Below are 13,011 nucleotides of genomic sequence, written 5' to 3' on the forward strand. Positions count from 1 at the left end.
CGCGCGTGCCGCTCAGCCGAGCGCCTGGTTCACGATCGCGAACGTGCGCAGCGCCGGGTCCCGCGCGGGCGCCGCGCCGCGCGCCATCGCGACGACCGTGTCGACGCGCGGCAGCCCGAGCCCCTGCAGCCAGTCCGACAGCCCGCTGTCGCCCGGCACGTCGAGCCGCACGAACATCCCTTCGTGCAGCGCGAGCCAGTGGCTGATCAGCGCCTGCGCGCGCAGCGCGTCGGGCGCGACCACCGGGCCGATCACATGGCCGCGGCCGAAGCGGCGGAACAGCGCGAAGCCGAGCAGTTCGCCGTCGCGATCGAGCGCGATCCCGTTCGCGACGCCGAGCAGCGCATCGATCACCGCGTCGCGCGGATAACCTGCCGCGCGCGAGGCGAGCGCCGCGAGGCGCGGGCCGTCGTTGGTGCCGAGCGGGCGCAGGCGCTCGCCCGGCGGCAGCGAGATCAGCGGCGGCTGGAACGCGGCGCCCTGGTGCTGGTCGATCGTGCCGATCGCCTCGAAGCCGAATTTCACGTAGAGCGGTTCGCCGGACGGCGTCGCATGCAGGAAGATCGTGCGTGCGCCGAGGCTGTCGACGACGCGCGCGAGCAGTTCTCGGCCGATGCCGCGGCTCTGGCGCTCGGGCGACACGATCACCATGCCGAGCGATGCGTGCGCGTCGCCGAAGCGCCAGCCGAGCGCGGTGCCGACGATGCCGCCTTCGTCTTCGGCGACGAAGCCGTGGCCCAGCTGGAGCGCGAAGCGCCAGTCGTCGAGACGGTGCGGCCACTTGACCGCTTCCGACAGACGATGCGCGGCGGGCAGGTCGGTGTCGGTGAACGGACGATAGATGAGCGTGCTGGAAGGGTTGAGATCGGACACGCCGGACTCCGGATGGGTAGGAATGACATATCGACTCTGCCAGCGACACCGCGGCGCGGATAGGACGATTCGCCTGTTTTCCGGCGACGGCGGGCGGCCGGGCGAGATCGACGCAAACCGGCGCGATCGGCGCGCGCGAACGCGCGCTTCATGCCGGCGCGGCCCGCCAATCCGACAGCTTCTGCTGTGGGAATGACACTACGATGGAACTGCAGCGGCGCCGCCCGGGCGAGCCGCGCCGGGCCCGCCGGGTAGTTGGCGCGCCGCGGTTGCGCGAAGCCTGCCGGGGCGGCCCGCGGCGCCGCGCGCGACCGTGCCGCAGATCGTGCTGCCCGCGGCCCGCAACACGCGGCGAATCTGCGTTTCGATCGGCGTCGAACGATGCGCGACGGATTTTTTGCCCTGATTCAATTGCGTTGAACCCAGCCCGTCCCCGGCCCTGCCGGGGTTTCATACCGACAGGACCTCACCATGATCCAATTTGAACCGAAGTTCATCACGTTCGACTGCTACGGCACGCTGACCCGCTTCCAGATGGCGGACCTGGCGCGCGAGATCTACGCGGACCGGCTGTCGCCGGTCGCGATGGAGGATTTCGTGCGCGCGTTCGCCGCCTATCGGCTCGACGAGGTGCTCGGGGCGTGGAAGCCGTACCGCGACGTCGTCGTCAACGCGATCCGGCGCACCTGCGCGCGCATCGGCACGCCGTTCGACGAAGCCGAGGCCGAGCGCTTCTATCATGCGGTGCCGACGTGGGGCCCGCATCCGGACGTGCCGGCCGGCCTGTCGCGGCTCGCGCAGAAGTACAAGCTCGTGATCCTGTCGAACGCCATGGACGAGCAGATCATGAGCAACGTCGACAAGCTCGGCGCGCCGTTCCATGCGGTGTTCACCGCGCAGCAGGCGCAGTCGTACAAGCCGCGCATGCAGGGCTTCGAATACATGTTCGGCAAGCTCGGCTGCAAGCCCGAGGACGTGCTGCACGTGTCGTCGAGCCTGCGCTACGACCTGATGACGGCCGAGGATCTCGGCATCAAGCACAAGGCGTTCGTCAATCGCGGGCACGAGCCGGGCACGCCGTTCTACAACTATTACGAGGTGTCGGACATCGGTCACCTCGCGACGCAACTCGGGCTGTAAGCGCCGCCGCGCCGGCGGGCGGCTGCGCGCCCTGTGCGCGTGGCCGTGCCGGCAGGCCTGTCAGGACCGGCCAAGAGGGGCGCGACGGCCTTGCCGCTTCACGCGTGCGCTCACCGCACGAACCGAGGGTAATTACCGATACGGCGCCATTCAAGGCGGGGCCGTCCGAGCCGATATATGTACCGAACGGTTAATATCGCGAGGCCCCCCGCATGAAGTTGTCCACGAAACTGCTGATGCTCGTCGTCGCGGCGCTGCTCGGCGTTGCATTGCTCGCCGCGATGTCGCTGCACACGCTGCGCGACGCGCTGATCGACAGCCGGCGTGACGAGATCGTCATCCTGCTGACCAAAGCCGAGCATCTGGTCGACTCGTATCGCGCGATGCAGGCGAGCGGAACGCTCACCCGGGAGCAGGCCCAGCAGCAGGCCAAGGCCGCGTTGTCCGCGCTCAATGCGAATTCGAAGAGCTACTACTGGGTGACGACGTCCGACGGCGTCAACCTCGTGCATCCGAACGCGAAGTTCATCGGCACCCGCGCGAAGGGCAACCGCACGACCAGCGGCCTGACCGACAGCGAGGCGTACCGCGCCGGAATGGCCCAGGCGCATTTCGCGCTCGTCGACGTGCTGATCAAGCGCAGCCCGGACGCGGACGTGGAGCCGAAACTGCAGGGCGTGGTCGCCGTTCCGGACTGGGACTGGTGGATCGGCACCGGATTCTTCTACGACGACATCAACGCGGCGTTTGCGCGGCTCGCGCAGGTGCTCGGCGCCATCACGCTCGTCATCGCCGCGGCGCTCGCGGCGATCGCGTGGGGGGTGTTGCGCAGCGTCCGGCGGACGCTGGGCGGCGAGCCCGCGCAGGCGGCCGGGATCGCGGCCCGCATCGCCGCCGGCGAACTGGACGTGCAGTTCGATACGGCGCACGCCGCGCCGGGCAGCCTGCTCGTCGCGCTCGGCGACATGAAGGCGCGACTCACCGAAACCATCGCCGACATCCAGACCACGACCCGCTCGATCGCCGTCGGCACCGGCGAGATCGCGCAAGGCAACCTGGACCTGTCCCAGCGCACGGAGGAACAGGCCGCGTCGCTGCAGCAAACGGCCGCCAGCATGGAACAGATCACGTCGACGGTCAAACAGAATGCCGACAATGCACGTCAGGCGAATGCGCTCGTGACCCACGCGAAGGAGGCGACCGAACTCGGCGGCGCCGCCGTGCGGGAAGTCGTCGAAACGATGCGGCAGATTTCGGACGGATCGGTGCGGATCGCCGACATTACCGTCGTGATCGAGAGCATCGCGTTCCAGACCAACATTCTCGCGCTCAATGCCGCGGTCGAAGCCGCGCGGGCGGGCGAGGAAGGGCGCGGGTTCGCGGTCGTGGCCGCGGAGGTCCGCTCGCTCGCGCAACGCAGCGCGGCGGCCGCGAAAGACATCAAGGGATTGATCGAGGCGTCGGTCGAGCGGGTCGGCAGCGGCAGCCGGCTCGTCGAGACGGCGGGCGCGCGCATGACGGAGATCGTCCGGTCGATCGACCGGGTCGCCGACATCATGGGCGAGATTACCGCGGCATCCGCCGAGCAAAGTACCGGCATCGAACAGATCGGCCTGGCGGTCGCGCAGATGGACGAAGTGACCCAGCAGAATGCCGCGCTGGTGGAGCAGGCCGCCGCGGCCGCGTCCTCGCTGGATGAACAGGCGGCACGGTTGAGGGCCGCCGTGTCGGTGTTCAGGCTGACGGCTTGATTGCTCGACTGTCTGACTGCGTGACTGCGTGACCGCCAGACTGCCCGACTGCCCGACTGCCCGGCTGCCTGATTGCTCGACGTCTGACCGCCTGACCGCCCGACCGCTGACCGCCGCGTGCGCACCCGCCGGCAACGCCATCACCTCGTTTTCCTGACGCCACGCCGGCAAGTGTTCGGCGTGGTGCTCACCAACCTGCCGGCGCCGACCGCGTCGCAGCGGGGAGTCGCGGCTTGACGGCCCGTCACGGGTTCGTGCCCGGCGTCGGATCATCCGGCCGCATCCCTGTTGTCCGCCCGTCGTCCGGCGAAGCCGCTTCGACGTCGCGGCAATCTCCTGACCTTTCATGCGCCGGGCGTCCTCGCGGCCGGCGCCCGCCGTCCGATGCGCGCGCGACGTCCCGGTCGTACCGGGCGCCGCGGGCCGCGAGCGCGCATTCCACACAAACATGCGGTTTGCGAGTGTCGAACGCGTTTCGGATGCCGCGCGGCCAATTTTGTCGGCGCAATCTGCCGCGCGTATCACTTTACGATTTCCTTCGTCGCGCACGTATCGCGCAGTGGTCGCGACGCGGCATCGAGCGCATGGCGGTACGCGTGGTCACGCAGCAAATCATGCTGCGCGGGCGGTCCAAAACGGTCGAATCGTATCGTGCAGCCGCCCCGAATCGCGATAACCCGCATTTTGGCGATGCTTAAATGAACTCAATGCGCACGACGTCGCGCCCGCGACCAGCACACGGGCACGACGGAATTCTCGAACCACGCTGGACCCCAGGACCCACTTTCCACAGTCAGGAGCAGTTCGGATGAGCGACGATATCGACAACGGCAGCAAGGGCGGCTTCACGCGCCGCGACATGATGCGGGTCATGGCGGCGAGCGGCATGATGGCCGCCGGCGCCGGCGGGCTGCTGATGCAACCCGGGACGGCGTTTGCGGCACCCGCGCCCAAGCGCGGCGGCAAGATTCGGGTTGCGAACGAATCGGGCTCGACGGCCGATACGCTCGACCCGGCCAAGGGCTCGACGGGCGCCGACTACATTCGTTTCTTCATGTTCTACAGCGGCCTCACGCAGCTCGATGCGAGCCTGACGCCGCAGATGAATCTCGCCCAGTCGTTGCAGACGACCGACGCGAAGACGTGGATCATCAAGCTGCGCAAGGGCGTCACGTTCCACGACGGGAAACCGGTCACGCCGGCCGACGTGGTGTACTCGCTGATGCGCCACAAGAACGCGGCCACCGCGTCGAAGGTCAAGCCGCTCGCCGATCAGTTCGCCGACGCAAAGGCGAGCGGCCCGGACGAGGTCACGCTCGTACTCGCGAGCGCGAATGCCGATCTGCCGGTGATCCTCGCGACGCCGCAACTCGTGATCGTCAAGGACGGCACGACCGATTTCAGCACCGGCATCGGTTGCGGCCCGTACAAGCTGAAGTCGTTCAAGCCGGGCGTGTCGACCGTCGGCGTGCGCAACGACAGCTACTTCAAGCCGGGGATGCCGTACCTCGACGAGATCGAGCTGATCGGCATCAGCGACAGCGCCGCGCGCCTGAACGCGCTGCTGTCGGGCGACGTGCACCTGATCAACGCGATCGATCCGCGCTCGACGCAGCGGGTCGCGTCGACGCCGGGCTATGCGCTGCAGGAAACCAAGTCGGGGCTCTATACCGACCTGATCATGCGCAGCGACAACCCGATCGTCGCGAACCCCGATTTCGTCGAAGGGATGAAGTACCTGTTCAATCGCGAGCAGATCCGCTCGGCGGTGTTCCGCGGCTACGCGGTGATCGGCAACGACCAGCCGATCCCGCCGGGGCATCGCTACTTCAACGCGTCGCTGCCGCAGCGGCCGTACGATCCGGACAAGGCGAAGTTCCTGTTCCAGAAGGCGGGCGCGCTGGGCGCCGCGCTGCCGCCGATCTATGCGACCTCCGACGCGAACGGGTCGATCGAGATGGCCGTGCTGCTGCAGCAGGCCGGCCAGAAGATCGGGCTGAACCTGCAGGTGAACCGCGTGTCGGCGGACGGCTACTGGTCGAATCACTGGATGAAGCATCCGCTCGGCTTCGGCAACATCAACCCGCGTTCGAGCGCCGACGTGCTGTTCACGCAGTTCTTCAAGTCGGACGCGCCGTGGAACGAGTCGGGCTGGAAGAACCCGAAGTTCGACCAGCTGCTGCTCGCCGCGCGCTCGGAAACCGACGACGCGAAGCGCAAGCAGATGTACGGCGACATGCAGGTGCTCGTCGCGCAGCAGTGCAGGGTCGGCATCCCGGCCTTCATCAGCTTCCTCGACGGCTACGACAAGCGGATCGCGGGCCTCGGCTCGATCCCGACCGGCGGGATGATGGGCTTCATGTTCGCCGAGCACGTGTGGTGGAACGCCTGACGCCTGCGCGTGCCGCCGCCGTGCGGCCGGTGCGGATTGCCGCGCCGGCCGCACGCGGCCTCTACGGGAGTGAAGTTTCATGAATCGAATCCTGCTTGGACTGATCGGCCGGCGCATCGCGGTCACCGCGCTGACGCTGCTGATCGTGTCCGCGATCATCTTCACGATCACGAACCTGCTGCCGGGCGATGCCGCGCAGGCCGCGCTTGGCCAGTCGGCGACGCCCGAGACGGTCGCCGCGCTGCGCCAGCAGTTCGGCCTCGACATGCCGGCCCACGTGCGCTACCTGAACTGGCTCACCGGGCTGCTGCACGGCGATTTCGGCCGTTCGCTGTCCGGCGACATGCCGGTGTCGGCGATGATCGGCGGGCGCCTGCCGAAGTCGCTCGCGCTCGCGGCGATCACGACCGCCGTGTCGGTGCCGATCGCGCTGCTGCTCGGCATCCTCGCCGCGGTCAAGCGCGAGTCGGTGGTCGACCGCGTGATCAGCCTCGGCACGCTCGCGCTCGTCGCGACGCCGGAGTTCCTGATCGCGACGGTCGCCGTGCTCGTGCTCGCCGTGAAGCTGCACTGGCTGTCCGCGCTGTCGTACAGCGGCCCGATCGAGAGCCTGCACGATTTCCTGCGCGCGTACGCGATGCCGGTGCTGACGCTGTGCGCGGTCGTGATCGCGCAGATGGCGCGGATGACGCGCGCCGCGGTGATCGAGCAGTTGAGCGCGTCGTATGTCGAGATGGCCGTGCTCAAGGGCGCGAGCCCCGCGCGCGTCGTGCTGCGCCATGCGCTGCCGAACGCGATCGGGCCGATCGCCAATGCGATCGCGCTGAGCCTGTCGTACCTGCTCGGCGGCGTGATCGTCGTCGAGACGATCTTCAACTATCCGGGCCTCGCGAGCCTGATGGTCGATGCGGTCGGCAATCGCGATTTCCCGCTGGTCCAGGCCTGCACGCTGATCTTCTGCGTCGCCTACCTGACGCTCGTGCTGTTCGCCGACCTCTGCTCGATCGTGTCGAACCCGAGATTGCGGACCTGAGCGTCCCGCCCACCTTCCGAGATGCCGACCATGCACCCGACCGAACCCGTTCATCGCAGCACCGCGCTGCCGCCGTCAGGCGAACCGCGCTCGCCGTCGGGAGGCGCGACGCCGCCCGCCGCGCCGTCCCCCGACCAGCCGCGCAAGCGCCGCGCCGCGCGCATCAGACTGACGACCGGCGGCCGCATCGGCCTGTCGATGGTCGGCCTGATGCTGTTCATCGCGGTGTTCGCGCCGCTGCTCGCGCCGCACGACGTCGGCGCGATCGTCACGCCGGACGTGTTCGCGCCGTTCAGCGCGAAGCTGCCGTTCGGCGCCGACTTCCTCGGCCGCGACATGCTGAGCCGGATCCTGTACGGCACGCGGCTGACCGTGCTGCTCGCGCTCGCGGCCGTGCTGCTCGCCGCGCTGACCGGCACGACGCTCGGGCTGCTCGCGACCGTGTCGGGCCGCGCGGTCGACGAGACGATGAGCCGGCTGCTCGATGCGCTCACGTCGATTCCGTCGAAGATGTTCGCGCTGATGTTCGTCGCGGCCTTCGGCTCGTCGCTGCCGCTGCTGGTCCTGACCGCCGCGGTCAGCTACATGCCGGGCTCGTACCGGATCGCACGCGCGCTGGCGGTCAACATCAGCACGCTCGAATTCGTGCAGGTGGCGCGGGCGCGCGGCGAGAGCGCGCTGTACATCGCGTGCGTCGAGATGCTGCCGAACATGATCCATCCGATGCTCGCCGATACCGGGCTGCGCTTCACGTTCGTCGTGCTGCTGCTGAGCGGCCTGAGCTTTCTCGGGCTCGGCGTGCAGCCGCCGTACGCGGACCTCGGCTCGCTCGTGCGCGAGAACATCGCGAGCCTCGGCGACGGCTCGGCCGTCGCGATCATGCCTGCGGTCGCGATCGCGATCCTGACGGTGGGCGTCAACCTGTTGATCGACGGCCTGCCGCATCGCGGCCGCCGCAAGGGCGCGGCCGCGGCCGCGGGAGAACACTGATGCGAGATGAATCGACTCCGCTCGTCGAGGTGCGCGGGCTGCGCGTGGTCGGCGGCCGGCCGGGCGGCGAGGAAACGACGATCGTCCACGGCGTCGACTTCGAGATCGGGCGCGGCGAGGTGCTCGCGCTGATCGGCGAATCGGGCTCCGGCAAGACGACGATCGCGCTGTCGCTGATGGGCCATGCGCGCACCGGCTGCCGGATCGCCGGCGGCTCGGTGAAGATCGGCGGCACGGACGTCTGCACGCTGTCCGCGCAAGGCCTGACCGCGCTGCGCGGTCGGAAGGTCGCGTACATCGCACAGAGCGCGGCCGCCGCGTTCAATCCGTCGCGCACGATTCTCGACCAGGTGATCGAGAGCGCGCTGATCCACAAGACGATGACGAAGCGCGACGCGCAGGCGAAGGCGGTCGAGCTGTTCCGCGCGCTCGCGCTGCCGGAGCCCGAGACGATCGGCAAGCGTTATCCGCACCAGGTGTCGGGCGGCCAGTTGCAGCGGCTGATGGCCGCGATGGCGCTGATCACCGATCCGGAGCTCGTGATCCTCGACGAGCCGACCACCGCGCTCGACGTGACCACGCAGATCGACGTGCTGCAGGCGTTCAAGAGCGTGATCCGGCGCTGCGGGATGAGCGCGGTGTACGTGTCGCACGATCTGGCGGTGGTCGCGCAGATGGCCGACCGGATCGTCGTGCTGAGCGACGGCGTGATCCGCGAGGCGGGCGCGACCGAGCAGATCCTGCATGCGCCGGTGCACCCGTACACGCAGAGCCTGATCGCGGCCGTCACGCCGAACGATGCGCAACGCGACGAGAAACCGGCGCCGGCCGAACCGGCGCCGCTGCTCGACGTGCGCGGTGCGGTCGCCGGTTACGGCGGCCGGACGGCAAAGGGCTGGCCCGCGAAGCTGATCCTGCACGAAGTCGACCTGCGCATCGGGCGCGGGCAGACGGTCGGCGTGATCGGCGAATCGGGCTCGGGCAAGACGACGCTCGCCAAGGTGATCGCGGGCCTGGTCCCGGCGGCGGCCGGGAAGATTCTGCTCGACGGCGAGCCGCTCGCGCTCGATATCGCCAAGCGCACGAAGGAGCAGCACCGCCGCGTGCAGATCGTGTTCCAGAACGCCGATACCGCGCTCAACCCGGTGCATACCGTCGAGCGCACGCTCGCGCGGCCGCTCGCGTTTTACCACGGGATCAAGGGCGCGCGTGCGCGGCAGCGCGTCGCCGAGCTGCTCGAACTCGTGCGGCTGCCGCCCGCGGTGGCCTCGCGGCGGACCGGCGAGCTGTCCGGCGGGCAGAAGCAGCGCGTGAACCTCGCGCGCGCGCTCGCGGCCGAGCCAGACCTGATCCTGTGCGACGAAGTCACGTCGGCACTCGATACGGTCGTCGGCGCCGCGATCATGGATCTGCTGCGCGACCTGCAGGCGAAGCTCGGCGTGTCGTACGTGTTCATCACGCACGACATCGCGAAGGTGCGCGCGATCAGCGACGACATCGTCGTGCTGTACGCGGGCCGCCGTGTCGAAGCCGGTAGCCGCGACGCGCTGTGCGCGCCGCCTTATCACCCGTATTCGCATCTGCTGGTGTCGTCCGCGCCGGAGCTGCGCGCGGGCTGGCTCGACGATGCGGCCGAGCGTTGCCACCGGCCGCTGGTGCCGATCGGCGAACGCGAGAACGAGGCCGAGCTGTGTCCGTTCCTGTCGCGCTGCGCGATGCGCGTGGACGGCGTCTGCAACCGGACGGCACCGGCGCTGCGCACGCTCGGCAACGGCGCGCAGGTGCTGTGCCATCGCAGCGAGGAAGACCTCGCGCGCTTCCAGGCGGAACCGGCGCCGGAGGGTGCCGCGCCCGAGCAGCCGGTGCAGCTGTAGCGCGCGACACGCCGGAAGTTCGCCGCGCACGACGTGGCAAGTGAAGCGGCGAACGGCGCACCGCATAGTCTGCTGCGGCGGTCGCGCAAAACGGCGCTTTGTGCGCGTGCCGCGCGCGAATACGCGGCAACTGCGGTTTTTGATGGTGATTAAATGATTTCCCATGAACGGCCGCCGATCGTCGTCGCCGACATGCTCGAGAAGAATCCGATGAAATTCGAATCGTACTGGCTGGATACCCGCCCCGCGTTTCGCGCCGGCTGCGAAGGGCCCGTCGAAGGGCGGGCCGACGTGGTCGTGATCGGCGGCGGCTTCACCGGCCTGTCGGCGGCGCTGGCGCTCGCGCAGCGCGGCGTATCGGTGGTCGTGCTCGAAGCCGCGCAGGTCGCGGGCGAAGCGTCCGGCCGCAACGGCGGCCAGTGCAACACGGGCGTCGCGCAGGATTACGCGTCGCTGGCCGCGCGCATCGGCGCGGAGCCGGCGAAGCAGTTTTATCGCGCGTACGAAAGCGCGGTGAAGAGCGTCGAGACGATCGTCGTCGAGCACGCGATCGACTGCGATTTCCGGCGGGCGGGCAAGCTGAAGCTCGCCGCGAAGCCGCAGCATTTCGCGGGGCTCGAAAAGACCTTCGACGCGTTGCGCCGCGATGTCGATCCGGACATCGAACTGATCGAGCCGGCGCGGATTCGCGACGAAGTCGCCTCCGACGGTTTCTACGGCGGACTCCTGCAGCGCAACGGCGCGCAGATGCACATGGGCAAGTTCGGCGTCGGGCTTGCGCAGGCAGCCGTGCGCGCCGGCGCACGCGTGTACGAGCATGCGGCCGTCACGCAGCTCGAGCGGCTCGACGGCGAGCGCCACGCGATCACCTGCACGCGCGGCAGGATCGTCGCCGATCGCGTGCTGGTCGCGACCGGCGCATCGCAGCACGGCCCGTTCGGCTGGTTCCGGCGGCGCATCGCGCCGGTCGGCAGCTTCATCGTCGTGACCGAGCCGCTGCCCGACGCACAGTTGAACCGGCTGTTCCCGCAGCGCCGCGCCTACGTGACGTCGCGCCAGATCGGCAACTACTTCCGCGTGACGCCCGACAACCGGCTGCTGTTCGGCGGCCGCGCGCGCTTCGCGATGTCGAGCCCGCGCTCCGACGCGAAAAGCGGCGACATCCTGCGCGCCGGCATGGCCGGGTATTTCCCGGAACTGGCCAAGGTGCGGCTCGATTACTGCTGGGGCGGGCTGGTGGACATCACCGCCGACCGGCTGCCGCGCGCGGGCCAGCACGACGGGCTCTATTACTCGATGGGCTACAGCGGCCACGGCGTGCAGATGTCGGTGCACATGGGCCGCGTGATGGCCGACGTGCTGTACGGCGCCGCCGCGTCGAATCCGTGGCGCGACCTCGAGTGGCCGGCGATGCCCGGCCATTTCGGGCACGCGTGGTTTCTGCCGATCGTCGGCGCGTATTACCGGATCCAGGATTTCCTGCACTGAAGCGACTGCCCCCGGAGGATTGGATATGACCGCACGATTCGTTTGCCCGCTCGCCGCCGGCAACGGCCGCCGCGACGGGAGCGGCGGCGACACGATGGCCGGGCCGGGCGCACCCGGCGCCGCGCCGCGCGCTGACGCGCAGGCGGCCGCATGAGGACGGCGAGCATGGTCACTCCGTTCCACGACGCGGACGAAGGCGCGACGCCTCGCGCACCGCGTGTTCCGCAGCCCGTATCGCCGGCGATCGGCGACGTGCTGCGCACGATCGATGCGTCGTTCGCGCAGCCGCTGAACCTCGACACGCTCGCGGCGGTGGCCGGATTGAGCGTGTCGCGTTTCACCGCACGCTTTCGCGGCGAAGTCGGGTTGTCGCCGCACCGGTATCTGTGCCTCGTGCGCGTGCGGCGTGCGCAGGACTTGCTGCGCTCCGGCCTCGCGCCTTCGGTCGTCGCGACCGAGGTCGGCTTCTTCGATCAGAGCCACCTGTGCCGGCATTTCCGGCGGGTACTCGGGATCACGCCGCGCGATTACGTGGTCGCGCGGCCGGGCACGCCTGCGCGACCGTCTTCGATGCGCCCGCACACCGAGCGCCGCGCAGCGTCGTGTCACGCCGCGTAGGCGCAACGGCGACGGGCACGCCTGACGGATGGCCGGCGAGCGCGCCGGCGAACGACCATTTCCGATATCGCGCGACGGTTTTCAACCCGGCCGCCGCGCACTGCACAGGAGCAGAAATGACCGCAGCTTTCGTGTTGCACCGTGCCGACGGCGCACCTTCGTCAACCGCGTTTCGCCAGCAGGCGTTCGGCGCGAACGATCCGTTCGCGCGCCATCGGGAGATCGCCTGGGAAGGGCCCGACGCGATGGCCGCCGGACGTATCGCCTTCGCCGGCGAACTCGACGTGGCGAGCTTTCCGCACATCGAAACCATCGCGATCATCGAAGGCGAGCTGACGCTCGAAGCGGCCGGCGCCGCACCGCTCGTGCTGGGCCCGGGAGAAGGGGCCGTGATCGGCGGCGGCACGGCGCTGCGCGTCACCGCGGCATCGCGCGTGCTGTTCACGTTCTGCGCGGCCGCGTGCGCGACACCGACGAAGCGCGGCGTGTTCGCGCTGCGTGCCGACGCCGACTTCAAGCCGTCCGCGACGCTGCCGCCGGAGGTCCTGCTCGGCCCCGCGCCGCAATGCCGCAGCGACAACGTGTTCGTCGACGACGGCGCCGCGTACTGCGCGGGCACGTGGGATTCGACGCCGTATCACCGGATCGTTCGCCCGCATCGCGTGAACGAGTTCATGCTCCTGCTGGCCGGCAGCGTCCGGTTCGCGGCGCCCGACGGCAGCGTGCTGTCGCTCGGCGCCGGCGACGCGCTGTTCGTGCCGCGCGGCGCGTCGATCGGGTGGGAAAGCAGCGAGCGCGTGGCGAAATTCTACGTCGTGCAGAACGTCCACGTATCTACCGAACGAGACTGAC

At 69.3% G+C, this 13,011-nt stretch carries 11 protein-coding genes; 10 read left to right on the forward strand and 1 reads right to left on the reverse strand.

Going from position 1 to position 13,011, the window contains the following annotated elements:
- Positions 1-12: 12 nt before the first annotated feature.
- Positions 13-873: a GNAT family N-acetyltransferase gene (locus tag DIE17_RS13500; RefSeq protein ID WP_044844273.1), complete on the reverse strand. Its 861-nt coding sequence runs from the start codon at positions 871-873 to the stop codon at positions 13-15.
- A gap of 471 nt (positions 874-1,344) precedes the next feature.
- Here DIE17_RS13500 and DIE17_RS13505 point away from each other — a divergent pair, with 471 nt between their 5' ends.
- From DIE17_RS13505 to DIE17_RS13550, 10 genes are all read left to right on the forward strand, one after another.
- Entirely contained in the window at positions 1,345-2,013 is a 669-nt protein-coding gene (locus DIE17_RS13505) for a haloacid dehalogenase type II (protein ID WP_044844272.1), read from the forward strand.
- 212 nt (positions 2,014-2,225) lie between these two features.
- Entirely contained in the window at positions 2,226-3,764 is a 1,539-nt protein-coding gene (locus tag DIE17_RS13510) for a methyl-accepting chemotaxis protein (protein WP_124487277.1), read from the forward strand.
- Positions 3,765-4,572: 808 nt separating this feature from the next.
- Positions 4,573-6,156, forward strand: a complete 1,584-nt coding sequence (locus DIE17_RS13520) for an ABC transporter substrate-binding protein (RefSeq protein ID WP_044844270.1) — start codon at positions 4,573-4,575, stop codon at positions 6,154-6,156.
- A 79-nt stretch (positions 6,157-6,235) separates the two neighbouring features.
- Positions 6,236-7,189: an ABC transporter permease gene (locus DIE17_RS13525; RefSeq protein ID WP_044844269.1), complete on the forward strand. Its 954-nt coding sequence runs from the start codon at positions 6,236-6,238 to the stop codon at positions 7,187-7,189.
- Between the two features lie 30 nt (positions 7,190-7,219).
- Entirely contained in the window at positions 7,220-8,179 is a 960-nt protein-coding gene (locus DIE17_RS13530; protein WP_124519861.1) for an ABC transporter permease, read from the forward strand.
- Positions 8,179-10,053 (forward strand): ABC transporter ATP-binding protein, encoded by a 1,875-nt coding sequence (locus tag DIE17_RS13535; RefSeq protein WP_124920982.1) that lies wholly within the window; start codon positions 8,179-8,181, stop codon positions 10,051-10,053. The genes DIE17_RS13530 and DIE17_RS13535 overlap by 1 nt, the downstream gene beginning before the upstream one ends.
- Before the next feature lie 153 nt (positions 10,054-10,206).
- Positions 10,207-11,541 carry an FAD-binding oxidoreductase gene (locus DIE17_RS13540; RefSeq protein ID WP_185640852.1) on the forward strand — a complete coding sequence of 445 codons (1,335 nt, stop codon included), beginning with the start codon at positions 10,207-10,209 and terminating at the stop codon, positions 11,539-11,541.
- A 25-nt stretch (positions 11,542-11,566) separates the two neighbouring features.
- Positions 11,567-11,695 carry a hypothetical protein gene (locus tag DIE17_RS37935; RefSeq protein WP_260434435.1) on the forward strand — a complete coding sequence of 43 codons (129 nt, stop codon included), beginning with the start codon at positions 11,567-11,569 and terminating at the stop codon, positions 11,693-11,695.
- Positions 11,696-11,706: 11 nt separating this feature from the next.
- A complete protein-coding gene (locus DIE17_RS13545) occupies positions 11,707-12,159 on the forward strand; it encodes a helix-turn-helix domain-containing protein (RefSeq protein WP_124519859.1) in 453 nt (150 codons plus the stop codon).
- A gap of 116 nt (positions 12,160-12,275) precedes the next feature.
- Entirely contained in the window at positions 12,276-13,010 is a 735-nt protein-coding gene (locus DIE17_RS13550) for a cupin domain-containing protein (RefSeq protein ID WP_124519858.1), read from the forward strand.
- The last annotated feature ends 1 nt before the right edge of the window (position 13,011 follow it).

The sequence above is a fragment of the Burkholderia sp. Bp9099 genome, assembly GCF_003857805.1.
Lineage (GTDB): Bacteria > Pseudomonadota > Gammaproteobacteria > Burkholderiales > Burkholderiaceae > Burkholderia.

Coding starts and splice junctions, on each gene's coding strand:
- DIE17_RS13540 (WP_185640852.1), top strand. CDS start 10,207: ATGATTTCCCATGAACGGCCGCCGATCGTCGTCGCCGACATGCTCGAG.
- DIE17_RS37935 (WP_260434435.1), top strand. CDS start 11,567: ATGACCGCACGATTCGTTTGCCCGCTCGCCGCCGGCAACGGCCGCCGC.
- DIE17_RS13545 (WP_124519859.1), top strand. CDS start 11,707: ATGGTCACTCCGTTCCACGACGCGGACGAAGGCGCGACGCCTCGCGCA.
- DIE17_RS13510 (WP_124487277.1), top strand. CDS start 2,226: ATGAAGTTGTCCACGAAACTGCTGATGCTCGTCGTCGCGGCGCTGCTC.
- DIE17_RS13520 (WP_044844270.1), top strand. CDS start 4,573: ATGAGCGACGATATCGACAACGGCAGCAAGGGCGGCTTCACGCGCCGC.
- DIE17_RS13505 (WP_044844272.1), top strand. CDS start 1,345: ATGATCCAATTTGAACCGAAGTTCATCACGTTCGACTGCTACGGCACG.
- DIE17_RS13525 (WP_044844269.1), top strand. CDS start 6,236: ATGAATCGAATCCTGCTTGGACTGATCGGCCGGCGCATCGCGGTCACC.
- DIE17_RS13550 (WP_124519858.1), top strand. CDS start 12,276: ATGACCGCAGCTTTCGTGTTGCACCGTGCCGACGGCGCACCTTCGTCA.
- DIE17_RS13530 (WP_124519861.1), top strand. CDS start 7,220: ATGCACCCGACCGAACCCGTTCATCGCAGCACCGCGCTGCCGCCGTCA.
- DIE17_RS13535 (WP_124920982.1), top strand. CDS start 8,179: ATGCGAGATGAATCGACTCCGCTCGTCGAGGTGCGCGGGCTGCGCGTG.